This is a genomic window from Streptomyces sp. CA-278952, assembly GCF_028747205.1.
Taxonomy (GTDB): domain Bacteria; phylum Actinomycetota; class Actinomycetes; order Streptomycetales; family Streptomycetaceae; genus Streptomyces.
Map to the genome: position 1 here is coordinate 7,408,256 of NZ_CP112880.1, position 26,551 is coordinate 7,434,806.

The following is a 26,551-nucleotide window of genomic DNA, read 5'->3' on the forward strand; positions in this document are numbered from 1 at the left end:
CCCACCCGATCGGAAGGCCCCATCAGTGAGCGACGAAGCGCTCGTCAAGGCGCGGACAGCGGAAGGCGACCCCGCCGGCAGCGATCCGCACACACCCACCGCGGTGCGCGCGGCGGTGGCAAGCGCACTGGAGCTGACGCCACACCAATTGGCCGACGACCGGGACCTCTTCGAACTCGGCCTCGACTCACTGACGCTGATGTCCCTCGTCGGTACCTGGCGACGGGCGGGCAGCACCGTCACCTTCCAGGACCTCACGCGCGAGCCGACCCTGCGGGCCTGGACGGTCCTGCTCGGGCAAGCGCGGCCCGACGACGCCGCGCCCGCCCCCGCACGTCCCACCCCGCCGGACGTGACGGCCGCCGAGGAGCAGTCCGGCTCCTTCCCGCTGGCCACCATGCAGCACGCCTACTGGATCGGCCGTCAGGACGGACAGCCCCTCGGCGGCGTCGCCGCGCACTTCTACGTCGAACTCGACGGCCATGACGTCGATCCGGCCCGGCTCGACGCCGCCCTGCGTGCCCTCGTGCGGCGGCACGGCATGCTCAGGGCCGTCTTCGACGACGAGGGCCGCCAGCGCTTCGGTGCCGCGGGTGCGCCCCTCACCGTCCGCGATCTGCGTGCACGCACCACCGGTGAGGCCGAGTCCGAGCTGGAGGCGCTGCGTGAGAACAACACCCACGCCCGCCCGGACATCACCACGGGCGAGGTCTTCCGCGCCGCCCTGTGCCTGCTCCCCGACGGGGGGACCCGGCTGCAGATCGACCTGGACATGATGGCCGGGGACGCCCTGAGCCTGCGGGTCCTCCTGTCCGATCTCCGCCGCTTCTACGAGTGTCCTGACGAACCGCCGCGCGAGATGGGCCTGGACTACCGTCGGTACCTGGCGGAGCACGATGTCCGGCGGAGGGCCGAACGCGAACAGCACGCCGCCTGGTGGCGAGAGCGCCTGCCGGACCTGCCCCGCGCCCCCCGGCTCCCGACGACCGTCGACCCGCTCACCCCGGTCAGCGCGGACGACACCACGCTCACCCACTCCCGTCGGCTGCACCACTGGCTCGGCCCCGCCGACAAGGCCGCGCTCATCGCCGCGGCCCGCCGGCACGGCATCACGCCCGCCGCCGCCCTCGCCACCGCCTTCGCCGAGGTCATCGCCGCCTGGAGCGACAGCCGGCGCTTCCTGCTCAACCTCCCGCTGTTCGACCGGGAGATGTTCACCCCCGAAGTGGCCCACCTGGTCGGCGACTTCAGCAGCTCGGTCCTGCTCGACGCGGACCTGAGCGCGCCGCACCCGTTCTCCCGGCAGGCCCGCGGCCTCCAGGAACGCCTGCAGGAGGGCATCGCCCACGGGGCGTACGGCGGCGTCGAGGTGCTGCGCGACCTCGCACGCGTCGAAGGCGCCCCGGTGCTGGCACCCGTCGTGTACACCAGCGCCATCGGCCTGGGCGAGATATTCGAGCAGGACGTCCAGAAGTCCTTCGGCCGTCCTTCCTGGATCATTTCGCAGGGACCGCAGGTCTACCTGGACGCGCAGGTCACCGAACTCGACGGCGGCCTCCTCCTCAACTGGGACGTGCGGGACGGCGTCTTCGAGACCGGAGTCCCCGACGCCGCGTTCGATGCCTATCGCCGCCTCATCAGCCGTCTCGTGACCGATCCCGAGGCGTGGGACAGGCCGGTGAACGGCCTGCTCGCGACCGATGTCCTGCCCCGCCGCGCGGTGGCGGCCCTGCCCGCCACGCCGGTCCCTTCCCACGCCCTGCACACCCGCTTCTTCCGGCTGGCGGAGACCGGGCCGGACCGCGCCGCGGTCATCAGCACGACGGGTGACACGCTCACCTACGGCGAACTCGGCCGCAGGGCACGGCAGATCGCCGCGCTGCTGCGCGACCACGGGGTGCGGGAGGGAGACACCGTCGCGGTGACCCTGCCCAAGGGCGCCGACCAGGTCGCCGCGGTGCTCGGCATCCTGGCCGCAGGCGCGGCCTACGCCCCCGTCGGAGTAGAACAGCCCGCCGTACGACGAGCCCGCATCCACGCCGTGGCCGAAGCGTCCGCCGTACTCACCGACCGGGACCACGCCCACCTGTGCGCGGAAGCCTCCTCGGCCCCGGTGCTGCTCCTGGAGGACGCGGCGAAGACGGAACCCGCACAGGTCGTCCAACCGGATCCCGCCCTGCCCGCCTACGTGCTGTTCACCTCCGGCTCGACGGGACTGCCCAAGGGCGTCGAGGTGTCGCACCGGGCGGTCGTCAACACCATCGAAGCGATGGAGCAACAGCTCCGACTCGGCCCCTCGGACCGTACGCTCGCGATCTCTGCGCTGGACTTCGACCTCGCCACCTGGGACATCTTCACCCCCCTGTCACTCGGCGGCCAGGTGGTCGCCGTGGGACAGGAGCACCGCCGCGACGCCCACCTCTGGGCGCGGCTGGTGCGAGCACACGGGGTGACGCTGGTGCAGTGCGTGCCCGCCCTGCTGGACCTGCTGCTGGCCGCCGGCGAGGACGACGGCCTCGGCGAGTCCCTGCGCATGGTGCTGCTCGGCGGGGACTGGATCGGACTCGACCAGCCCCGCAGACTGCGGGCCCTCGTACCCGGCTGCCGTTTCGTGGCACTCGGCGGCATGACGGAGGCCGCCGTCCACTCCACGGTCTTCGAGGTGGAGGAGACCGACCCGGCCTGGAAGTCGGTCCCGTACGGTGTTCCGCTGCGCAACATGCGGGCGCGTGTCGTGGACGGGCGCGGCCGCGACTGCCCCGATCTCGTCCCCGGCGAGCTGTGGATCGGCGGCCCCGGGGTGGCGAACGGCTACCGGGGCGACCCCGAGCGCACCGCCGAACGCTTCGTCGAGCACGACGGCGGACGCTGGTACCGCAGCGGCGACCTGGCCCGCTACCGGCCGGACGGAGTGCTGGAGTTCCTCGGCCGCGCCGACCACCAGGTGAAGATCGGCGGCCACCGCATCGAACTCGGCGAGGTCGAGTCCGCGCTGGAGGACGACCCTGCCGTCCTGCACGCCGTCGCCACCGTCCTCGACACACCGTCGCGGCACCTCGCCGCGGCCGTCTCCGCCCACGGTGAGGCACCCGACCCGGAGAGCGTCCGACTCAGGGCGGCGGACCGGCTGCCCGCCTACATGGTCCCCGAGCGCGTCCTCGTCCTGCGCGACCTGCCGCTGACCGCCAATGGCAAACTCGACCGCGCCGCCGTCCGCCAGGCGCTGAGCGAGGCGGCCGGCCAGGACGGACCGCGCACCTCCGCACCGGTCGGTCCCGTGGAGACGGCCGTGGCGGCCGAGTGGGCCGACCTGCTCGACGTGGCCGACGTGGGACGCGGGAGCAGCTTCTTCCTGCTGGGCGGCGACTCGCTCGTCGCGACCCGCATGATCGGCCGGCTGCGCGCCGCCGGATTCCCCGGCGCCCGTGTGGCCGACCTCTTCGCACGCCCCGTGCTCCAGCACTTCTGCCGGACGCTGCACCCCGCGACGACCGCCCACGAGCAGGCAGCCGTCCTCGTGCCCGACCCGGACCACGCCCACGAGCCCTTCCCGCTGACGGACGTCCAGGCCGCCTACCACACCGGCCGGGACCCTCGGTTCACCCTCGGCGGCGTCGGCACCTGGCACTACACGGAGTTCGACGGCACGGACGTCGACCTGCCCCGGCTGGAGCGCGCCTGGAACAACCTCGTCGCCCGCCACGGCATGCTCCGTGCCGTCGTCGAGGACGGGCACCAGAGTGTCCTGCCCGAGGTGCCACCCGTACGCATCCCCGTGGGGGACGCGTACGGCGGCGACGCGACCAAGGCCCTGGCGGAGCTGCGCGCCCGCCTGTCCCGCCAGGTCCGTGATCCCGCCCGGTGGCCGCTCTTCGCGATCGAGGCGGTGCGCTACCGAGAGGACGGGGACGCCGGGACGGGGGACGGTGAAATACGCACCCGCATCGGCATCGGCCTGGACTACCTGGTGCTCGACGCGCTCTCCATCACCACGCTCTACGCCGAACTGAACGCCCTCTACGCCGATCCGGACCAGGCACTGCCGCCCGTCGACGTGACGTTCCGCGACTATCTGACCCGTCTCCCGGTGGACCAGGAGGCGGCAGCGCGAGCCCGTGCCCACTGGCAGTCCCGCCTGTCCGAACTGCCGCCGCCTCCCGCACTGCCCTTCGACCGCGACCCCGCGACTCTCGACACGCCCGTCTTCACCCGGCGCCGGCTGACCGTGCCCGCCGAGGACTGGCAGGCCGTCAAGCGGGACGCGGCCCGGCACGGCCTCACCCCCTCCACCGTCCTGCTCGCCCTGTACGCGGAGACCCTGGCGACCTGGAGCGGGAGTGACGCCCTGACTCTCACGCTCACCCTCTTCAACCGGCGTGACGTCCACCCCCACATCCACCGGGTGTTGGGCGACTTCACCTCCCTGTCCCTCGCCGGCTACCGGCGCGAGGGCACATCCTGGCCGGCGTCGGCCAGGGTCCTGCAACGCCGTCAGGCCGAGGACCTCGACCACGCCGACGTGCCGATCGACTGGCTGCTGCGGGAGTTCGGCCGACGCACCGGCACGGTGGACGCGGCCGCACCCGTCGTGTTCACCAGCGCCATCGGCGTCGGTGACGCGACGCTGGCCGCACCGGGCACCGGCTTCCCCGCCAAGGCCTGGGGCATCTCCCAGTCACCTCAGGTCTGCCTGGACAACCAGGTCACCGAGGAGTCCGGGAACCTGGTCGTCACCTGGGACGCCGTCGAGGAGCTGTTCGCCGAAGGCGTGCTGGACGCCATGTTCGCCGCCTACGAACGGCTCCTGCGGCACATCACCGCCGGCGACTGGGAAGCGCCGCTGCCCGACCTGCTGCCCGCCTCCCAGTACGAACGCCGGTCCGCCGAGGCACGGGAGGCCGCCCTCGAACCGGTGGCTCCTCGCCTGCTGCACGATGCGTTCTTCAGCCACGCGACCACCACCCCCGGCCGCACCGCCCTCGTCACGACGGCAGGCCAGGAGGTGACCTACGGAACCCTCGCCGGGCAGGCTCTGCGCATCGCCGCGGCGCTCGCCGACGCGGGCGTACGGCCGGGGAACCTGGTCGCGGTCACCCTGCCCAAGGGCCCGGAACAGATCGCGGCCGTCCTGGGGGTCCTCGCGGCCGGAGCCGCCTACGTTCCCCTCAGCCTCGAACAGCCCACCGCACGGCTGGAACGCGTGCACGCCACCGCAGGGTTCGAAGTGGTCCTCGGAACCTGGCCCGCCCCGGAGGCGACCGGCCCCCGCAGCCTGTCCTTCGCGGACACCCAGGGCCATGAGCCGCTGCCCATCCCCTGGACGGTGTCTCCGCAGACGCTCGCCTACGTGATCTTCACCTCAGGCTCCACGGGCGAGCCCAAGGGGGTCGAGATCACCCACGCCGCCGCCTGGAACACGATCGCCGACATCAACGCCCGCCACGACATCGGCGGCGACGACCGTGTCCTCGCCCTCTCGGCGCTGGACTTCGACCTGTCCGTGTACGACGTCTTCGGCCTGCTCGCGGCAGGAGGCTCCCTCCTGCTGCCCACCGGGGACCAGCGCCGTGAACCTGCCCGCTGGCCGAGCCTGCTGGATCAGTACCGCGTGACCCTCTGGAACACCGTGCCCGCCCTGCTCGACCTGCTGCTCGACGCCGACGAACAGGGCGGCGCGGAAGGCAGCCGGATCGCGGGGCTGCGGACCGCACTGATCTCCGGCGACTGGATCGGCCTCGACCTGCCCGCCCGGCTGCGGGCCCGAACCGCGCGGCCCTGCTCCTTCGTCGCCATGGGCGGCGCCACGGAAGCCGCCATCTGGTCCAACACCCTCACCGTCACCGAACCGGACCCCCGGTGGGTCTCCATCCCGTACGGACGCCCCCTGACCGGGCAGCACTACCGGGTGGTCGACCGGGCCGGCCGGGACTGCCCCGACTGGACGCCCGGCGAACTGCTGATCGGTGGTGCCGGACTGGCTCGCGGCTACCTGGCCGACCCGGCCCGCACCGCCGAGAAGTTCGTCGAGCAGGACGGGCGACGCTGGTACCGGACGGGTGACCTGGGCCGGTTCCGGGGTGACGGGCTGCTGGAATTCCTCGGCCGGCTCGACAGCCAGCTGAAGATCTCGGGGCACCGCATCGAGGCGGGCGAGATCGAGGCCGCCCTGGAAGCACACCCGGCCGTCGCGCGGGCCGCCGTCGTGGCCGTGGGGGAGCGCACCGCCAAGCGCCTGGTCGCCTTCGCCGTACCGCAGGACCCCACCACGGTCTCCACGCCCGCCACCGAGTCCGCTCCTTCCGGTCCGGTCACACCCGCCGAGGATCCGGAACTCGCCGATGGACTCTTCGCCCTGCTGGCGGAACGGGTGCCGGTCCACGCCGTCCCGTCCCGCATCCTCCTGCTCCCCACGCTGCCCCTCACCGCGAACGGCAAGGTCGACCGGGGAGCCCTGGCCGGCCTGACGGGCCCGCAGACGGCGGCCGCCTGTGCCGAACCGCCACGGGGCGAAACCGAAGAAGCCCTTGCCGCGCTCTGGCACGAACACCTGCCGCACTGGCTGCCGGACCGCGACGCCAACTTCTTCACCGCGGGCGGCGACAGCCTCACCGCACTGCGCCTGCTGACCGCGATCGAGCGCCGCCTCGGGGCCACCGTGCCCGCCCGCCGCTTCTTCGCCTCACCGACCATCGCCGCGCTCGCCGCGGACGTCACCCGAACGCTCGCGGCCCACGCGACCACCTATGAGACCGGAGAGCTGTGAACATCGCTGAACTGCTGGCCCGATACGCCGACGAGGGCGTGATTCTCTGGGCCCAGGACGGACAACTGCGGTTCCGGGCCCCCCAGGGCCGGCTCACCGACACGCACCGCGCCGAACTGCGCACGCACAAGGACGCCATCCTGGGCCACCTGGAGGCAGGGGAGCCCACGCTGCGGAGCGACCCCGACAACCGCCACGAACCGTTCCCGCTGACGGACATCCAGGCCGCCTACCTCATCGGCCGCACCGACGCCTACGCCTACGGCGGCATCGGCTGCCACGCCTACGTCGAGCTGCGCTACCCCGACCTCGACGTGGACCGAGTGACCGCCACGTGGCGCGAGTTGATCCGGCGCCACGACATGCTCCGTGCCGTGGTCCATCGCGACGGCCACCAGCGGGTCCTGCCCGAAGTGCCCGCCCTCGTGGTCGGGACCGACGACCTGACCGCGCTCCCGTCCGACACGGCCGAGGCCGAGCTGGAACGCACGCGAGCACGCCTGTCCACCCGCGAGGCCCCCACCGACCGGTGGCCGCTCTTCGCCGTGCACGTCACCCGGACCGCCGGGCAGGCTGTGCTCCACCTCTCCTTCGACATGCTCGTCGTCGACCACGCCAGTCTGCGCATCCTGCTCGCCGAGTTCCAGCGGAGCTACGGCGGTGCCGCCCTCTCCGACGCGCCGCGGATCACCTTCCGCGACTACGTCCTGGCCCGCCGTGCCCTCGCCGACAGCGACGCGCACACCCGCGACCGCGCCTACTGGACCGGACGCCTCGACACCCTGCCGCCCGCCCCCGAACTTCCCCTCGCCGAACACTGGGAAGCAAGTGTGGGCGATCACGGGGGGACCGGGCGTACGCCGGCTGCCGACGGCACGGTGACGTTCCGCCGACTGGAGACCCTGCTGTCCGCGGCCGACCGGGACCGCCTCACCGGGCGGGCCGCGCGGCGAGGACTGACCGTGTCGACCGTCCTGCTCACCGCATACGCCGAGACGGTCGGCGCCTGGTCGCGCACCAGCCGCTTCACGCTCAACGTGCCCACCGTCGACCGACCCGCTCTGCACGACGACATCGACCGTCTCATCGGCGACTTCACCGCGCTCGAACTCCTCGCCGTCGACCTCGACGCCCCGGCCGCCTTCACCGACCGGACCAGGGCGGTGGGGGAGCAGCTCCTCGAAGACCTGGCGCATGCGACGTTCACCGGCTCCGACGTGCTGGCCGAACTCTCCCGCCGCGCCGGCTCCCCGGCGCTGATGCCGGTCGTCTTCACCAGCGCCCTGGGCACCGGCGCCACCTCCGAGGGAGTACCTCCCGAGGTGACGTACGCCGTGACCCGGACGCCGCAGGTGTGGCTCGACTGCCAGGTCATGCACCGCGGTGACGCGCTGATCCTGTCCTGGGACATCCGGGAGGCCGCTCTCGCCCACGGGGTGGCCGACGCCATGTTCGAGGCGTACACGGCACTCGTACGGTCGCTGTCCGCCGACGGCGAAGCCGGAGAGGCCGCCTGGGACGCCCCGGCCCGCATCCCTCTGCCCGAGGCCCAGGCGGCACGCCGACGCGCGGTCAACGCGACCGAGGGGCGCCTGCCGGACGCCCTGCTCCACGAACCCGTACTCACCCGGGCGCGGGCCACACCGGACGCGATCGCCGTCCGGACCCCCGAACTCGCACTCACCTACCGACAGCTCGTGACCCGCGCGAGCGCCGTGGCCCAGGCACTGACGGCCTCCGGGCTCCGCCCCGGCGAACCCGTGGCCATCTGGGCCGACAAGGGCTGGGAGCAGGTCGTCGCGGTCTTCGGCACCCTCATGGCGGGCGGCGCCTACCTGCCCGTGGACACCGCTCAGCCACCGGCCCGTCGGGACACGATCATCGCGGACGCGGGCGTCCGTACCGTCCTCACCCAGTCCTGGCTCGCCGAGATCGACGACCTGCCGGAGGACATCACATCCGTCGCCGTCGACCTCGTCGTACCCGAGGACACCGCTGCCACGCCGGACGTGCGCGGAACCCGACGCGACCCGGACGACCTCGCCTACATCATCTACACCTCGGGCTCCACCGGCACGCCCAAGGGTGTGGTGATCAGTCACCGAGCCGCTCTCAACACGGTCGAGGACATCAACCGGCGCTATGCCGTCACCGGGAGCGACCGCGTCCTCGGCATCGCGGGGCTGGGCTTCGACCTGTCCGTCTACGACCTGTTCGGGCCGCTCGCGGTGGGCGCCACCCTCGTCCTGCCCGCGGCCGACCGGCGAGGGGACCCCTCCCACTGGGCCGAACTCGTCCGCGACCACGAAGTGACCGTGTGGAACTCGGTCCCCGGGCAACTCCACATGCTGTGCGACTGGCTCCGCTCCGAACCCCCCGCCGGCGACGCCTCGCTGCGGCTCGCGCTGATATCCGGTGACTGGATACCCGTCTCGCTGCCCGACCAGGCCCGTGAACTCCTCCCGGGCCTGGACATCATCTCGCTCGGCGGAGCCACCGAGGGCTCCATCTGGTCCATCGCCCACCCGATCGGCGAGGTGGACACCGCCCGCCCGAGCATCCCGTACGGCAAGCCCCTGACCAACCAGACCTTCGCCGTACTCGACCGGTACCTGCGGCCCCGCCCCGAATGGGTGCCGGGCGAGCTGTACATCGGCGGCGCCGGCGTCGCCCTGGGCTACTTCGGCGACGAGGAGCGCACGGCACAGCGGTTCCTCACCGACCCGGACACCGGAGGGCGCCTGTACCGCACGGGCGACCTCGGGCGGTACCTCCCCGACGGGACCATCGAGTTCCTGGGCCGCGAGGACGCCCAGATCAAGATCCGCGGATACCGCGTCGAACTCGCCGAAGTGGAGGCCGCCGTCCAGGCCCACCCGGCGGTCGCGGCGGGCGCCGTGATCGTCGACGACTCCGCGGCCGGCGGACGGCGCCTCGCCGCGTTCGTGGAGACGGCCCGCAAGGACGGGGATGCCGGCCTTCCCGGAACACCCTCCGGGGATGGCTACGATCCCGCCGCGGCGACCAGGGCACAGGCGCGTACGGTGGCCGCCGACGCCGTACGTCAAGCCTCGGCCGCCGTCGACACCGCGCGGCTCACGGACTTCCTCACCGCCCTCGACGAGGTGGCCATCGCCGAGATGACCCGCGTCCTCGCCGCCTCCGGAACATTCGCCGACGGTGCGTCGCGCACAGCGGAGGAAGTGGGCACCGCCCTGCGCGCCACGCCCCGGCACCGGCACATCGTGCGCCGCTGGCTGCGCGCCCTGGCCGTACGCGACCGGCTCACCCACCAGAGCCCGGACGACACCTACACCGGCCTGGTGCCCGTCTCCGAGACCGAGAAGGAGCGCCGCTGGCAGCAGGCCGCGGAGCTGGAGCACGAGATCGGCTGGAGCACGGAGCTGCTCACCGTCATGCGGACGTGTGGAGAGCGACTGCCCGAGCTGATCTCCGGCGGGACGGCCATCCAGGAGCTGCTCTTCCCCGGAGCGGCCACCGAGGCCGCGGATGCCGCTTACCGCGACAACCTCGCCATCCGGCACCTCAACCGCGCGGTGGTCGCCGCACTGCGCGAGATCGCCGCCGGTCACACCGGCGAGGAGCGGATGCGCGTCCTCGAAGTGGGTGGCGGCGTCGGCGGCACCACCGGCGAACTCGTGCCCGTCCTCGCCGAGTACGGCGTGGACTACCTGTTCACCGATGCCTCCGCCTTCTTCCTGAACGAAGCCCGTGAGCGCTTCGCCGACCACGCCTGGGTCCGCTACCAGCGCTTCGACGTCGACGAGGACCCCCGCGCCCAGCACCTGCTGCCCAACACCTTCGACGTCGTGATCTGCGCCAACACGCTCCACGCCGCCGCCGACGCGGACGCCGCCGTGGGCCGGCTGCGGGAACTGCTGGTGCCGGGCGGACAGCTGGTGTTCGTGGAGAACACCCGCGACGAGAACCTCCCCCTGCTGGTCTCCATGGAGTTCCTGGAGGTCGCCGGCCGGACCTGGACCGATGTGCGCGAACACACCGGGCAGTCCTTCCTCACCCACACCCAGTGGCGCGAACTCCTGGACGCACAGGGGGCGTCGGAGGTCACCACACTGCCCGGCGCCCGGGACCCCCTGGCCCTCACCGGGCAGGAGGTCTTCTTCGCCACACTGAAGGACGACCGCTGTCACGTTCCCGCGGGTGAGCTTGCCCGCACGGCGGCCACCCGGCTCCCGGAGTACATGCTCCCGTCGGTGTGGCAGGTCGTCGACGCCCTGCCCCGTACGGCCAACGGCAAGACCGACCGTGCTCGCCTGCGGAGCTGGCTGCCCCGCGAAAGCGCACCGGTCGTCCTGGACGAGCAGCCGGAGGACGAGCTGGAGAACAGCCTCGCCGACCTGTGGGCGGAACTCCTCGCTGTCGGACGTGTCACCCGCAACGACGACTTCTTCGACCTCGGCGGCGACTCCCTCCTGGTCGCACGCATGGTGGGCCGCCTGCGCGAACGCGTACCGCAGGCGGCCGACCTGGAATGGGAGGTCGTCCTGCGCCACATGCTGCGCCGGCCCACGGTCGCCGGTCTCGCCGGGTTCCTGCGCGGCCTGGCCGGCCCCGAGGACGCGCCTTCGGCGGACGCCGTGCGCACCGACCCGGTGATCCACCTGCACGGCGCCCGCTCCGAGGACGAGCCGACGACCGTCCTGGTACATGCGGGAACCGCGACGATCATGCCGTACCGGGCGCTGGTCACCGAGATCAGACGCCGCTCACCGGGCCTCGCCGAGGTCGTCGGCGTCGAGGTCCCGGACCTGCACGGATTCCTTGCCGCGCCCCCTGAGGGACTCATCGAGCAGATGGCGGCCGACTACGCCCAGGCCCTGACGGCGGACGGCCGCAGCCGCTTCCACGTCGTCGGCTACTGCCTGGGCGGCCTGATCGCCACCGAGGTGGCCCGCAACCTGGCCGAGTCCGGGGCCGAGGTGGAGAGCCTCACCGTCATCAGCAGCCACAGCCCCCGCTTCCAACTCGACGACGAACTCCTCGCCGAGTACTCCTTCGCCGTCATGATGGGCATCGACCCGGCCGACCTCGGCTTCCCCGACGACCAGTACCGGGTCGCAGCGGCCGCCGACGCCGTCCTCGCCGCCAGTCCCGGTGTACTGCCGGACGGCGGACTGGCCGGACTGCCCGAGGAGTTCGAGGACGTTGCGGCGCGTTTCCGGGAACTGGCGGAGGTTCCCCGCGCGACCCGCGTCGAGCGGATGTGCGCGGCGGTTCCCGCCTCGGCGGGCACCTACGAACCCGACCACATGACGCGGCTCTTCCTCGCCTTCCGGCAGAGCGTCTTCGCCATCACCCGCTACGACGCCGAGCCCTACGCGGGCGACATCACCTTCCTGCGCCACGACGGCGCCTACCCCTTCCCCGGCAGCAAGGACGCCGTCACCACCTACTGGGAGGAACTGACGCTGGGAGACCTGGACATCGTCGACATCGGCGGCGACCACTACAGCTGCCTGTCCGTGGAGCACGCGCCCGGCATCCTCAAGACCCTCGGTGAGCTGACCCAGGGGGCGATCACCCGATGAACAAGCCTGTGATCGGGGTCCTCGGGGCCTCCGGTGCGGCCGGTCGGGCCGCCGTACGGGAGCTGCGCACGCTCGGCCACACCGGGCTCCGCCTGGGAGGACGGACCGCGTCCGCCCTGAGCGCGGTCGCCGAGGAGGACCCCGTCGGCCACGACGAGACGGTCCGGGCCGACGCCACCGCCCCGGGCGGCCTGCGCGCCTTCACCGAGGGCTGCGACATCGTCCTCAACTGCGTCGGCCCCACCTACCGGCTCCGGGCCACGGTGGCCTCCGCGGCACTCGCCGCCGGTGCACACTGCGTCGACGTGGCCGGGGACGACCCTGCCGCCGAAGACCTCCTGGAGGCCGGTGATCCGGCCCTCGACGGCCGCACCGTCGTCCTTTCCGCAGGAGCCCTGCCCGGGCTGTCGAGCCTCCTGCCGCGCTGGCTGGCCGGGCGGGGACCGGCCGGGGCCGCGGCGCTGACCGCGTACTGCGGTGGCCTGGAGACCTGTTCGCCGACCGTGGCGCACGATCTCATGCTCTCCCTGACCTCCGGTGGCGCGGACGGTGCGGCATACGGCGAGGCGCTGGCGGCCGTCCGCGGCGGGCGGCGCGTGTCACGTGTCCTGCGCACGTCCGAGGACACCGAGCACGAGGCGTTCCCCGGCCGGGTCGCGGTGCAGCCCTACCTGAGCGGTGAGAGCGAACGCCTCGCCACCGTCCTGGGCCTGGACCGGCTCGACTGGTACAACGTCCACCCCGGCCCGGCCGTACGCGCGCTGCTCAACGTCCTGCCGGGACGTCTCGCGGCCGGAGAGGACCCCGACCGGCTCGCGGAGCGGCTGATCCTGGCCGCCGACCTCGACCTGGCCGGACGCAAGCCCTACTACGTCATGGACTTCGCGCTGTCGGGAACGACGTCCGCACGGCCGGCCACCGCGGGGCTGACCCTGCGCGCCGCCAGCAGCTACCGCCTGACCGCGGCCGTCGGCGCCCTCGCGGTGGAAGCGGTACTGCGGGGCGACGTTCCGGCGGGCGTCCACTTCGCCTGCGACGTCCTGGATCCGGACACCGTGGTCACGCACCTGCGCTCCCACGGGGCTGCCGACCTCCGGCTCACCGGCGCGGCGGCCGAAGCCGAACACATGGAAGAAGGCGCGCTGTGAGCGAAGCGTCGCCCCTGCGCGTGCTGGTCTGCGGTACCAACTTCGGCCGCTTCTACGCCGAGGCGGTACGCCGGCGCCCCGGCTACCTCCTGGCCGGCGTCCTGAGCCGGGGTTCGGCAGCGTCCCGGGCGTACGCCCAGAGCCTGGGCGTCCCGTTCCACACGGACGTGGACGACCTTCCGGAGGACATCGACGCCGCCTGCGTCGCGGTGAGTTCCTCCATATCGGGTGGCCCGGGCACCGAGCTGGCCAGAGCACTCATGGACCGGGGCATCCACGTCCTCCAGGAACACCCCGTCCACCTCACCGAGTTGACGGACAACCTCAAACACGCCCGCAAGCGGGGCGTGCAGTACCGCCTCAACACCCACTACCCGCAGGTCGCCCCCGTCCGCGTCTTCACCGAGGCAGCCCGCCGACTCGTCCAACGGCAGCGACCGCTCTTCGTGGACGCCGCCACCCCGATCCACCTGATGCATCCCCTGGTCGACATCCTCGGTCAGGCGATGGGCACGCTCCGGCCCTGGCGGTTCGCCGACCCGGCGCCGCTGCCCGCCGCGATCGGACCGCAGCCGTTCCGCTCCCTGCACGGCGTGTTCGCCGGCGTACCCCTCACCCTGCGGGTGCACCACCAGCTCGACCCGTCCGACCGGGACAACCATGCCCTGCACTGGCACCGGATCTCCGTCGGAACAGAGGGCGGAGTGCTCACCCTGGCCGACACCCACGGCCCGGTGCTGTGGAGTCCCCGGCTGCACATCGGCCGGGACGCGGACCGGCGGTTCGTCCTGGACGGTCCGGGAACCGGGCGACTGGGGTTCGGCACCACGGCAGTGGTCGGCACCACGGGAACCTTCCGTGCGGTCTTCTCCGACCTGTGGCCAGAAGCGATCGGCACGGCCCTCGACGGTCTCCGCGAGGCTGTCGCCCAGGGTGGGGACGCCTTGCGCGCGGGCCAGTACGACCTGGCCGTGTGCCGTATCTGGACCGACCTCGCGGCTCGGCTGGGTCCACCCGAGATCGTCCGGCCGGACACACCCCGGCCCCTGGCGGTCAGCGACGTCCTCCCGGCGCCGGAGGGCTTCCTGGGCGACACCACGTCCCGCCCGGAACCGCCCTCACACATCGCCCGCCCGGCCCCCGCCGGGGAACCGGCCGGCTTCTCGCCCGAGACGGTGCCGGTCCGTCCCGCGGACTGCGCGCCGTACTCCCCGTCGGCCGAGTTCTTCGACCTCTTCGCCGCCGAGCACACCGCGACCTCCAGCGTCCCGGCGGTCGTCGCCCTCCTCGCCGAAGCGGACCTGAGCGCGGGGCCGGTCGTCGACATCGGTGCGGGCACCGGTCTGGTGACCGAGGCCGTCGCCCGGGCCCGGCCGGACGCGCAGATCATCGCCTGTGAACCGTCGGTCGGCATGCGGGCCGTGCTCACCAGCCGTGTCTTCAGTGACGAAGACCTGCGTACCCGGGTGACCGTCACCGCGGACTCCGCTCCCGACCTGGAGCTTCCCGACCGGATCAGCGTCGTCCTGCTGTGCGGAGTTCTCGGCCACCTCGACGCCGAAGGGCGGGCCAGGCTGTGGTGGCGGCTGCACCAACGGCTGGCCCCCGGCGGGCTCGTCATCGTCGAACTCATGCAGTTCGAAAGGCCCTTGGCCCTGCCCGAGACCCGACTCGCCACCGCCAGAGCCGGCCGCCACCGCTATGAGTGGTCGTTCGCCGGAGCACCGGACGAGGCGGAGGACGGAGCGATGCGCCTGCACTCCACCTGGCGGGTCTACCGGGACGGCGCCGCCCATGCGACACGCGAAGTGCGCGACTCCTACCGCTGGTCGCCCTTCGGACTGCAGGACGTGGCGGCCGAGTCCGGCATGACGGCACGCGCCCTGCCCACCCGCCCCGGAGCGCCCCCACTGGCCGTACTCACCCGGACACCCGGCGGCCCCGACACGGCCCCACGGCTGCCGCACGCACGGACCCCGTCCAACGGCCCGGACGCCCCGCGCACCGCCATTCCGCTCGTCTCCTCTCCCACCGACGGCTAGGACCCACCATGAGCACCCCCGAGACCTCGACGGCGTCTCACGCCTCCGACCCACTCCGCACGGACACCGCGGCGGACACCACGGCCCCGCCCCGGGACTTCCCCATCCAGCGCGGCTGCCCCTTCGCCGCGCCCGCCGAGTACGACGCGCTGCGCACCGACGACCCGGTCGCCCGCGTCACCCTGCCGACCAGGAAGGAAGCCTGGGTCGTCACCCGCTACGACGACGTCCGCGAACTGCTCTCCGACCCCCGTGTCAGCGCCGACATCCGCCGCCCGGGCTTCCCGGCCCTCGGCGAGGGCGAACAGGAGGCCGGGGCCAGGTTCCGTCCCTTCATCCGCACCGACGCCCCCGAGCACACCAAGTACCGGCGCATGCTCCTGCCGGTGTTCACGGTGCGCCGGGTCCGGGAGATGCGCCCCGCCGTACAGGCACGGGTGGACGAGATCCTGGACGGCATGCTCGCCGCCGGCGGACCCGTGGACTTCGTCTCCGCGTACGCCAACGCCGTCTCCACCTCGGTGATCTGCGAACTCCTCGGCATCCCGCGCGAGAACCTGGAGTTCTTCCGGGACGTCACCCGGATCTCCGGCTCCCGCAACAGCACCGCCGAACAGGTCGCCGAAGCCCTCGGCGGCCTCTTTGGACTGCTCGCCGAACTCATCGCCGAACGGCGGGAAGAACCGCAGGACGACCTGATCTCCCAGCTCGTCACCGACCACCTCGCCACCGGCAACGTGACCAAGGACCAGCTGCTGTCCACCCTCGGCATCACCATCAACGCCGGCCGTGAGACCACCACGAGCATGATCGCCCTGAGCACCCTGCTCCTCCTGGACCGGCCGGAGCTGAAGGAGGAGCTGCGCCGCGTCCCCTCCCTCATGCCCGCCGCCGTCGACGAACTCCTGCGCGTCCTGTCCGTCGCCGACTCCATCCCCCTGCGCGTGGCCGCCGAGGACATCGACCTCTCCGGCCGGACGATCCCCGCCGACGACGGCGTCATCGCCCTCCTCGCCGGCGCCAACCACGATCCCGAGCAGTTCGACGAGCCGGAGCGGGTCGACTTCCACCGGACCGACAACCACCACGTCGCGTTCGGCTACGGCGTCCACCAGTGCGTCGGACAGCACCTGGCCCGGCTGGAGCTGGAGGTCGCCCTGGAGACACTCATCCGCCGGGTCCCCACCCTCCGCCTCGCCGGTGACCGGGACGACGTCGTCGTCAAGCACGACTCGGCCACCTTCGGCCTCGAAGAACTGAGGGTGACCTGGTGACCGCGTCCTCCTCACCGAACGTGTCGTTCCAGCAACCCGCCCAGCACTTCCCCCGGCCCTCCGCACGCGCCGTCCGAGCCGACAGCCCCTGGATCAGGCGGTGGAGCGGCGGGCCTGCTCCCCGCTTCACGCTCGTATGCCTGCCGCACGCGGGCGGCAGCGCGGGCTTCTACCGGCCCTGGGCGCCACTGATGCCCCCCGAGGTCGAACTCCTCGCCATCCAGTACCCCGGCCGCGAGGACCGGCTCGACGATCCCGGGGCGGCCGACATGGGGGAGCTGGTCAGCGCGGTGGCTGACGCCCTCGAACCGCTGCTCGACCGGCCGTACGCCCTCTTCGGACACAGCATGGGCTCCGCCGTGGCCTGGGAGCTTGCCCACGAACTCACCGGCCGCCGGAACCTCGCCCCGTACCGGCTGTTCGCGTCAGGCCGGGCGGCCCCCGGCACCGCCGTGACCGGGCAACTGCACCGCCGGAACGACGACACCCTGAGCGCCGAACTGGCCCGCCTCGGCGGAACGAGCCGAGAGATCCTGGACGACCCCGGGCTGCGGTCCCTGATCCTGACGGCCGTACGTCACGACTACCGGATCATCGAGACGTACCGGCCGGCGGAGCGGCAGCCCCTGGCCTGCCCCCTGCACGTCCTGACCGGCAGCACCGACCCCGAACTCGGGGCGGAACGCAGCCGCGACGGGGCAGGGGGCTGGGCGGACCTCACCACCGCCCGCACCGAAGTCCGCGTCTTCCCCGGCGACCACTTCTACCTCACCCCCCGACGCCGCGAAGTCGTCGCCACCGTGCTGCGCCGACTGGACCCCTCGCTGACCATCGGCGGCGTACACACCTGGCCGAGCACCCCGTGAACCGAGACCGCACCGCCACCCGCACACGACCCCACACGCCCGCCCCCACCCGGAGAACGCCGTGATCGACTACTACTCGACCTCGGCAGAGTTCTACGAACTGGTCGCCACCCGGCACACCGCCAGCAGCGGACCGCCGCTGACCCGCGTCCTCACGGGCCTGGACACATCCCACGGACCCGTCCTGGAGATCGGGGCGGGCACCGGGCGCGTGACGGAGGTCATCGCCTCCGCCCTGCCCGAGGCGGAGATCCTCGCGGCCGAGCCCTCGGCCACCATGCGCGCCATGCTCACCTCCCGCGTCGCCCGCGACCCGGACCTGCGCAAGCGCGTGACCGTCGTGGACGGCGCCGCCCAGGACCTCGTCCTGCCCGAACGGCTCTCCGCCGTCGTCATCTTCGGCGTGGCCGGTCACCTCACCGTCCCCGAACGCGTCGCGCTGTGGAAACGACTCGCGGACCGCTTGCCGGACGGCGCGCCCATCGTCGTCGAACTGATGGGAGTGACCGCGCCCCGCGTCATCCCACCCGTCATGTCCCTCAGGGAGACCATCGGACGCCAGACGTACGAGTGGTGGATCGGCGGCGAACCCACCGACGGCGACGCCATGCGGTTCACCACCACCTGGAAGGTGCTGCGCGACGGCCGCACCGTGCGCGAGGTCTCCGACACCTACGACTGGCACACCTTCGACGTCGCCCGGCTGGCCCGCGAGGCCGGCATGACCAGCCGCCGCATCACCGAGGCCGGCGGCAGGCCCATCCCCGAAATCGGAGTACTCGTCAAGTGAAGTCACAACCACCCGAGGCCGGCCCGGCCCCGGCAGCCGCTGCCGCCGGCCCGAGCGTGCGCCCCACCCCGCCTCCGCTCCGCGCGCTCGCCGAGCCCGTCCGCGGCCCACTGGCCCTCGCCACGGGCCTCCAGGCCGTCGCCGCCCTCGCCGGTGTGGTCCCCTTCATCGCCGTCTCCCGCATCGCCGAACGACTCACCGCGGGCTCCCCGGCCGACGGCGACACCCTCTGGCCGCTGGTGGTACTGGCCTGCTCCTCTGGCTTCGTCGCCCTGGTGTGCGGCACGGCGGCCGGAGCCCTCGCCCACATCGCCGACAACAACCTCCAGCTCACCCTCCGCCGCCGGCTCGCCCGGCACATCGGACGGCTGCCGCTCGGCCGGCTCACCGAGCGAGGCACCGGTGAGGTCAAGCAGGCCGTGCAGGACGACGTGAGCGCGCTGCACACGCTGTTCGCCCACACCCTGCTCGATGTCGTCGCGGTCCTGACCGCCCCGGTGCTGGCACTGGCCTACCTGTTCACGGTCGACTGGCGTCTGGCCCTCGTCAGCGCGGCGCCCCTGCTGCTGGGCGTGTTCCTGTTCAGCCGGGCCATGGCGGGCGCGGCGGGACAGATGGCCGAGTTCGGTGCCGCCCTGGGACGGATATCCGCGGCCGCGGTGGAGTTCGCCTCCGGCATCGCCGTGTTCAAGAGCTTCGGGCGCGGGAGCAAGGCCCACGAGCGTTTCGTGCGCGCGACCGAGGGCTTCGCCGACTTCTTCTCCGGCTGGGTCCGGTCCACCCTGGTGACCTCCACCGCCTCGATCCTGGTGGTGGCACCGGCCGTGGTCCTGCTGCTCCTGTCCGTCCTGGGCGCGGTGTTCATCACCCAGGATTGGATGACCGGCGCCGAACTCGTCCCCTTCCTCCTGCTCGGCCCCGCCGTCGCCGCCCCCATGGGCGTGGTGGGCCCCCGCATCCAGCAGATCCGTGCCGGCCAGGCCGCCGCCGTACGCATCACGGCACTGCTGCACGCCCCCACGCTCCCCGAGCCCGCAGACCCCGCCCTGCCCGACGGCCATCATGTTTCCCTGCGCGGGGTGTCGTTCTCCTACGACGGGCGGGCCGACGTCCTCAGCGGCGTCGATCTCGACCTCGCGCCCGGCACGGTGACCGCGCTGGTCGGCCCCTCCGGCTCCGGCAAGTCCACCCTGGCATCGCTGCTGCCCCGCTTCCACGACGTCACCGCCGGTACGGTCACCCTCGGCGGCGTCGACCTCCGCGACATCCCCGCGGCCGAGCTGTACCGCCGCGTCGGCTTCGTCCTCCAGGACGTACGGCTGCTGCGCGCGACCGTCGCCGACAACATCCGGCTGGGCCGTCCCGACGCCACCGACGAGGAGGTCGAGCGGTGCGCCCGCGCCGCCCGCATCCACGACCGCATCACGGCCCTGCCGGACGGTTACGCCACCGAACTCGGCACGGCCGTCACCCTCTCCGGTGGCGAGGCCCAACGCCTCTCCATCGCGAGGGCACTGCTCGCCGACGCCCCCGTCCTCGTCCTCGACGAGGCGACCGCCTACGCCGACCCGCACTCCGAGGCGCTGATCCAGGACGCGCTGTCCGAGCTCGCGACCGGCCGCACCCTCCTCGTCATCGCCCACCGGCTGGCGACCATCCGCTCCGCCGACCGCATCGTCGTGCTGGAGGACGGACGCGTCACCGAGCAGGGCCGCCACGACGACCTCCTGGCCGCTCAGGGCCGCTACGCCGCGCTGTGGGAGGCCCAGCGGACCGCGGGCCCGGACGGGAGCGATGGCATACCGCGCCACCGCTCCGCACCCGTGGGGACCGGCCGCAGGGCGGACGACATCCGAGAAGGAAGTGCACGATGATCCGTCAGCTCTACCGCGTCCTGGGACCGGAAGGCTCCCGCCCTCTGAACCGGCTGCTGGTCCTCCAGTCCGGTGCGGCCATCCTCCAAGGCGTCGCCTTCGCCCTCCTCGTGCCGGTCCTTCAGGCCCTGCTCGGCGCGGACCCCGACGACGCCTGGCCCTGGCTGACGGCGTTCACGGGCTGCGTACTCGGTTACGCGGCGCTGCAGGGCGCCGCTCTGAGCGGCGGGTTCACCGTAGGCTCCCAGCTTTCCCGGGTGCTGCACCGCCGACTGGCCGACCAGGCCCTGCGCCTGCCGCTGGGCTGGTTCACCGCCGGCCGCACGGCCGAGTTCAGCAGACTGGCCGGACAGAACGTCATCCAGGTGATGAGCACACCGGCCCACCTGCTGCGCCCGTTCCTCACCTCCCTTCTCACCCCGGTGACGCTGGTCATCGCCACCTTCTTCTTCGACGTCCGCACCGCCCTGGTGCTCCTGGTCTGCGCGCCCGTGCTGTTCGCCGTCCAGTGGGCCGGCGCCGCGATGATGCGCCGACTCGACCTCGGCCGCGACGCCGCGGCCGGCGAATCCGCGGACCGCGTGCTGGAGTACACGCGCAACCAGCCGGTCCTGCGGGCGTTCGGCCGGACCGCGGAGGGTTACGGAGCGCTGGACGACGCCCTGGTGGCCGAGGCGCGCGCCGATCGGCGGCTCATCGCGCGCGGCCTCCCCGGCCTGGTCTCGTTCACCTTCGCCACCCGGCTCGTGTTCGCCCTGCTGCTCGCACTCGGGGTGTCCTGGCAGCTCGACGGGTCGCTCACCGTTCCCACCCTGCTGGCGCTCCTGGTCCTGCTGGTGCGGCTCATCGACAGCGTGTCGTCCGCAGCCGAGGCCGGTGCGGGCATGCGCATCGCCCGCAACACCCTCGAACGGCTCGGCGCCGTCCTGGACGAACCGCCCTTCCCTCAGCCCGTGGAGCCGCAGGCACCCCGTGACGCGAGCGTGGAGTTCACCGGGGTCGGCTTCCGCTACACCGACGGGACGGCCGACGCGGCTTCCGCACGCCCGGTCCTCAACGACGTGTCCTTCCGCCTGCCCGAGCGCAGCATGACCGCACTGGTCGGGCCCTCCGGCGCCGGCAAGACCACGGTCGCCGCGCTGATCGCCCGCTTCCGCGACACCACGGACGGCACCGTCCGCATCGGCGGAGTCGACGTCCGCGAGATCGCCGCCGACGACCTGGCCGCCCATGTCTCCCTCGTCTTCCAGGACGTCTACCTCTTCGACGGATCCATCGAGGAGAACGTCAGGATCGCGTCCCCGGACGCCGCCCCGGACGAACTGGCCACCGCCGCCGCCCTGTCCGGGCTCGACCGGGTGATCGCGGAGCTTCCCGACGGCTGGGACACCAAGGTGGGGGAGGGCGGGGCGAGGCTGTCCGGAGGGCAGCGTCAGCGCGTGTCCATCGCCCGCGCACTGCTGAAGGACGCTCCCATCCTCATCCTCGACGAGGCCACGGCCGCGCTCGACCAGGAGAACGAGGCGTTGTTCGCCGATGCCGTGCGCGCCCTGGCCGACCGCAAAACGCTGCTGGTCATCGCGCACCGGCTGAGCACCGTCGTCCACGCGGACCAGATCCTGGTCCTGGAGGACGGTGAGATCACCGAACGAGGCACGCACGACGACCTGGTCACGGCGGGCGGCACCTACGCGTCCTTCTGGCAGCGCCGGACCCGGGCCCACGGCTGGCGGCTGGAGGCTGCACGGTCATGACTTCCCATCACGCACCAGCGATCCGCCGGACACTGCCGGAGCGCCAGAGAGAGAGCACGACACCATGAGTACCGGCCTGACGAAGACCTGGGACGCGTGGGCGGATGCCGTCCCGCGACTGGCGCGCTCAAGCACCCTGGAACCCTGCGACGACCCCGCGGGCACGGCCACCCGCCTCGCCCAAGCCGCCCTTGCCGACCAGTACATGGTGTACGAGGCGGCAGCGGGTGTCTGGCACTTCGCTGCGGGCTCCGCCGAGAGCCTCACCGCGCACGCGGCCGGCATCACGGCGCGAGCGGCGGGGCGCACCTGGACGGCTCCCACCGACGGCAGCCCGCTGACGATGTTCGCCGACGCACTGAGCGCCCTCTCCGCGGCGCACGGTGCGCACGACAGCGAACGTCACTTCTACGGCTGGGCCGCCTTCGAGCTCGCCCACCTCCTCCACGCGGACCCCGCGGCCACCGGTGACGGACCTCTGCTGCACGCACTGATCCCATCCGTCGAGGTGACCCTCACCAGCGACCGGACCGTGATCCGCGCGGTGGACGAGGCATGGCTCCACAAGGTCTGTGACCTGCTGGCGGAGCCGATTACGCGACATCTCGCTCCGAACGGGACGACCCCGGAGGCGTCCGAGCGGATCATCGCGGCCGGCACGGACGCCTACGGCAGGGCGGTGTCCCGAACGATCGAGGACATCCGCGCCGGGCTCCTGGAGAAGGCCGTCGTCTCCCGGAAGGTTCCGCTGCCCGCCGCGCCGTCCGTGGACTTCCCCGCGACCTATCTCACGGGCCGCCGGGCCAACACTCCTGCCCGCTCCTACCTGCTGGAACTCGGGGGCTACCGGGCGGCCGGGTTCAGCCCGGAGACCGTCCTGGAGGTCGGCGAGGACGGCCGCGTCAGCACCCAGCCCCTCGCAGGCACCCGCGCACACGGGACGGACCCGGCGGAGAACGAGCGCCTGCGCGCGGAACTGCTCACCGATCCCAAAGAGGTGCACGAGCACGCCGTATCCGTACGCCTCGCCTGGGACGAGATGGCGGCGGTGTGCCGGCCCGGGTCCGTCACCGTCGAGGAGTTCATGGCGGTCCGGCCGCGCGGTCCGGTCCAGCACCTCGCCTCACGCGTGACAGGCCGACTGCGGCCCGATGCCGGACCGTGGGACGCCTTCGCCTCGGTCTTCCCGGCGATCACCGCCACCGGAGTCTCCAAACGCTCCGCCCTCCAGGCGCTGGCCCGCCACGAGGAGGGGCCACGCGGCCTGTACGGCGGCGCGGTCTTCCGGGGGAGCACCGGCGGCGCCCTCGACGCCGCCCTCGTCCTGCGCACCCTCATCGGTGAGGGCGACGAGACGTGGCTGCGCGCGGGTGCGGGAGTCACCGCTCAATCCATCCCCGAACGGGAGATAGAAGAGACCTGCGAGAAACTCCGCAGCGTCGCCCCGCACCTGAGATTCGCCATTCAGTAGATTCCGCAGCCGGCAGTGCCCACCGAAGCCGGTGAAATGCATTCTCAGAATGAGCATCGATAATCGTTACCGATAGCACGCTGGGTAATGGGCCTGCTTGCCGAGGCGTGTTGTCTGTGGCAGCCTCGGCCGCGAGGGTAGAAAACAGGAGGACGCTGAAATCCGCCGCCTCGAAAAGGGCGGTGATCTGAATTCATGGAGATGAGTGAAGTGGCGACTTCCCTGCAGCATCAGCCGCACCCCGGTCATGACCACGCGCACGCCGCAGGCTGCGGGCACGTTGCGGTCCCGCACGGCGATCATGTCGACTACGCGCATGACGGGCATCTGCACCGTGAGCACGACGGCCACGTGGACGAGTGCGAGGCCGGCGAGCACCGGGAGCATTCCTCACACGCCCACGCGCACGGCGAGGGCTGTGGGCATGTGGCGGTTCCGCACGGTGACCACATGGACTACGTGCACGACGGCCACCGGCACGCGGCTCACGAGGACCACTGGGACGACCACTGAACGTTTCGCGTGCACCATCCGAGAACGTAGAACGCACCCCTGCTCTCCGGGGTGCGTTCTACGTTTTTCCGTACTCCCGCAGAGAAGATCTGTGCGCCGTCGGCTCCGGCGTCGCGTCCGGACCGCCCCGCCCCCGGTAGGGGTACGTCCACCCGCTCACCGGGCAGGAGCCGCGCGACCACGTCGACCGGGACGGGCTCTTCCCCGACGAGCACGTCCGGGCCCTGTTCGGCATCCGATGAACGGCCGGTGGCCGGCCTCGGTGCCCCGGCCTGCTACTCCACCCGGCTGAGGCGGGAGAAGAGACCTCTGTGCGCCCAGCCCGTGCGGCGCAGTCCGGTCCAGACACAGCCGGCGGCGATCCCGACGGCGAGTGCCGTCGCACCGACCGCGGACGGAAGCGCGGCCATCAGGGCGACGCCCATCGACACGACGACGAACCCGTCGAACTGCCAGGCAACGACACGCAGCCCGGAGAGGTCGCCGAACGGCGTGATGACGGGAAGGAGCAGTTCGAGCGGAAGATCCAGCTTCATCTCGCGCAGGAACCTGGCGCCCAGCGCCATGACCACCGACCCGGCGAGAAGAAGGGCCGTGTCACCCAGACGCCCGCTGTGGTGGTCCCACCGGGGAACGACGGCGAAGCCACCCCCCAGGAGAGCACAGATCGTCACCGCGGCGACGGGCCAGGTCAGCGTGCGGGCAAGGGTTCCACCCCACCGTTCGCCGAACAGCGGAGCCAGGGTCAGCTCATCTCGCAATCCGCGCCACGTCTCGCCCACCCACCCCGATCCCAGGTACACACACAGCGCCCCCAGCGCCCACAGCCACGACGCCGGCCCGTCCCCCCGCCCGCCTGCACCGTGCGTCAGCACGGAGGAGCCGATCAGAAGGAGTGCCGCGCCCGCGCTCGCGCGCCCGGGTGTGCGCAGTGCTCGGATCGCACCCTGCGAAAGATATCCGCGCAGACGCCCGTCCGGACGGATCAGGGCCGAGGTGAAGCCGGACGGCTCCGGCCGGTACAGATCCAGCGCGTGATGGAGTGTCCCGGTCCAAACGTATGTACCGGCCTGGGAGGCGCGGGCCGACTCGCGGGCGAGCCGGGCGAGGTCGACGGTACGGATCGCCCGGAGGGCCGCCCGCCCCAGGACCGCCGCGGTGGCCGCCAGCACTCCGGCGAGGAGCCACAGCCCGATTCCTTTATCCGGAGCCACCCGGCTCACCCCGGCGACCACAACTGCCGCGCCGCCGAAGGCAGAAGCCAGCAGGAGATTGTCGCGCAACGGCCGAACCTGGCCCCAGAGCCACACGAACGCCGCGAGGGCGCTGAGCCCCACCCCGGACGCGAGGCCCTGCACCGCGGAATCGAGGTGATCGAAGAGGTCGGTCGCGAGGTACGCCGCCGTGCAGGCCGACAGCAGTCCGGTCGTACCGACGTACGTCAGTCTGCGCCGGGCTATCGTGCCGAGGTAGCGCGTCGGGGAGATGTCCGTGGACATGAACACGTGCAGCAGGAAGGGCTGGACGACCACCGGCCCCCAGAACCGCCCGGCGATCTGGGCCCCCCAGCACACCGCCACCGCGAGCGCGCAGACCCAGGGCACCGCCTCCGTGAGAGACCCTACGGTGACCGACGCGGGCGAAGTGCTCCGGGCGTGGACGACCGGCACCAGGTAGAACGCGGCGAACAGGGCGACGAGGTAGAGGGTGTACGCGTGCCCGCGCACAGTGCCGCGGTCACCCCGGCGGGCGTAACGCTGCCGCACGGCACGGACGCGCCCCGCGGCGTCGGGCTCGGGTGCCGCAAAAGTGCCCACCGTCATCCCAGCTCCACGCGGCCGTCACTCGCCTCTGCCAGGGCGGGCTCATGGGTGGCGACCAGAAAGGCTGTGCCCTTCTCCGCCCGCTCCGTGAGCAGGGTCGCCACCAGTTCGACGCGATCGCTGTCGAGGTGTCGCTCGGGCTCGTCGAGCAGTACCACGTCGGCGGGGCGCACCAACGTCATCGCGAGGCTGAAGAGTTGAAGCTGACCCGACGAGACCTGATGGGGAAACCGCTCGCCCAGCGGGGACAGACCCAGTCGGTCGATGACCTCTGCGGCGGCTTCGGCGGTCGTCGCGCTGTTGCCGTACCAGGAGGCGGCAACCAGGGTCACCTGCTCGCGCAGTGTCATGTCACGGGCGAACGGGATCGCGTCGACCAAGGAAGCCATGAGGCGTCGGTGCTGCGGCTTTGCCGTGTCGGCGCGTTCGCCCCGCACCGAACACGAACCGGCCGTGAGACTCCGGCTGCCCAGAAAGGCCCGCAGGAGCGTCGTCTTCCCCGACCCGTTGCCGCCGGTGAGGCACCAGACCTCGCCCGGCATCACCGCGAACGAGGTCGGCTCCAGCAGGGTGACGTCGCCCAGGGTGACCGTGGCGCCCTCGGCCGCGATGATGGGAACAGCGGGCACTTCGCCTCCAGAACCACAAGCATCTCGCGTGAGC

13 protein-coding genes are annotated in these 26,551 nt (G+C 72.3%); 11 read left to right on the forward strand and 2 right to left on the reverse strand.

Features of this window, described 5'->3' with window-relative positions; all coding sequences use genetic code 11:
• Positions 1 to 25: 25 nt before the first annotated feature.
• From N7925_RS32535 to N7925_RS32585, 11 genes are all read left to right on the forward strand, one after another.
• A complete protein-coding gene (locus N7925_RS32535; protein WP_443032300.1) occupies positions 26 to 6,763 on the forward strand; it encodes an amino acid adenylation domain-containing protein in 6,738 nt (2,245 codons plus the stop codon).
• Positions 6,760 to 12,333, forward strand: a complete 5,574-nt coding sequence (locus N7925_RS32540; protein WP_274345979.1) for a non-ribosomal peptide synthetase — start codon at positions 6,760 to 6,762, stop codon at positions 12,331 to 12,333. The genes N7925_RS32535 and N7925_RS32540 overlap by 4 nt, the downstream gene beginning before the upstream one ends.
• Positions 12,330 to 13,481, forward strand: a complete 1,152-nt coding sequence (locus N7925_RS32545) for a saccharopine dehydrogenase NADP-binding domain-containing protein (protein ID WP_274345980.1) — start codon at positions 12,330 to 12,332, stop codon at positions 13,479 to 13,481. The genes N7925_RS32540 and N7925_RS32545 overlap by 4 nt, the downstream gene beginning before the upstream one ends.
• Positions 13,478 to 15,523 (forward strand): Gfo/Idh/MocA family oxidoreductase, encoded by a 2,046-nt coding sequence (locus N7925_RS32550; RefSeq protein WP_274345981.1) that lies wholly within the window; start codon positions 13,478 to 13,480, stop codon positions 15,521 to 15,523. The genes N7925_RS32545 and N7925_RS32550 overlap by 4 nt, the downstream gene beginning before the upstream one ends.
• 8 nt (positions 15,524 to 15,531) lie before the next feature.
• The gene (locus N7925_RS32555; RefSeq protein WP_274345982.1) at positions 15,532 to 16,797 is read left to right on the forward strand and encodes a cytochrome P450; all 1,266 of its coding nucleotides are present in this window, start codon (positions 15,532 to 15,534) and stop codon (positions 16,795 to 16,797) included.
• Entirely contained in the window at positions 16,794 to 17,663 is an 870-nt protein-coding gene (locus N7925_RS32560) for a thioesterase II family protein (RefSeq protein ID WP_416222958.1), read from the forward strand. The genes N7925_RS32555 and N7925_RS32560 overlap by 4 nt, the downstream gene beginning before the upstream one ends.
• A gap of 61 nt (positions 17,664 to 17,724) precedes the next feature.
• Positions 17,725 to 18,453 carry a class I SAM-dependent methyltransferase gene (locus N7925_RS32565; RefSeq protein WP_265603104.1) on the forward strand — a complete coding sequence of 243 codons (729 nt, stop codon included), beginning with the start codon at positions 17,725 to 17,727 and terminating at the stop codon, positions 18,451 to 18,453.
• Positions 18,450 to 20,327 (forward strand): ABC transporter ATP-binding protein, encoded by a 1,878-nt coding sequence (locus N7925_RS32570; RefSeq protein WP_274345983.1) that lies wholly within the window; start codon positions 18,450 to 18,452, stop codon positions 20,325 to 20,327. Before N7925_RS32565 ends, N7925_RS32570 begins: the two co-directional genes overlap by 4 nt.
• The gene (locus N7925_RS32575) at positions 20,324 to 22,081 is read left to right on the forward strand and encodes an ABC transporter ATP-binding protein (RefSeq protein WP_274345984.1); all 1,758 of its coding nucleotides are present in this window, start codon (positions 20,324 to 20,326) and stop codon (positions 22,079 to 22,081) included. Before N7925_RS32570 ends, N7925_RS32575 begins: the two co-directional genes overlap by 4 nt.
• A 64-nt stretch (positions 22,082 to 22,145) precedes the next feature.
• On the forward strand, positions 22,146 to 23,552 hold the full coding sequence (locus N7925_RS32580) for a salicylate synthase (RefSeq protein ID WP_274345985.1): 1,407 nt from the start codon (positions 22,146 to 22,148) through the stop codon (positions 23,550 to 23,552).
• A gap of 201 nt (positions 23,553 to 23,753) precedes the next feature.
• Positions 23,754 to 24,065, forward strand: a complete 312-nt coding sequence (locus N7925_RS32585; RefSeq protein WP_265604080.1) for a hypothetical protein — start codon at positions 23,754 to 23,756, stop codon at positions 24,063 to 24,065.
• A gap of 275 nt (positions 24,066 to 24,340) precedes the next feature.
• On the opposite strand, the gene N7925_RS32590 is transcribed toward N7925_RS32585, so the two are convergent.
• Both N7925_RS32590 and N7925_RS32595 read right to left on the reverse strand, forming a co-directional pair.
• Positions 24,341 to 25,888, reverse strand: a complete 1,548-nt coding sequence (locus N7925_RS32590; RefSeq protein ID WP_274345986.1) for a hypothetical protein — start codon at positions 25,886 to 25,888, stop codon at positions 24,341 to 24,343.
• Positions 25,885 to 26,517, reverse strand: coding sequence for an ABC transporter ATP-binding protein (locus N7925_RS32595; RefSeq protein WP_265603109.1), 633 nt, complete (start codon positions 26,515 to 26,517; stop codon positions 25,885 to 25,887). The genes N7925_RS32590 and N7925_RS32595 overlap by 4 nt, the downstream gene beginning before the upstream one ends.
• Positions 26,518 to 26,551: the final 34 nt, after the last annotated feature.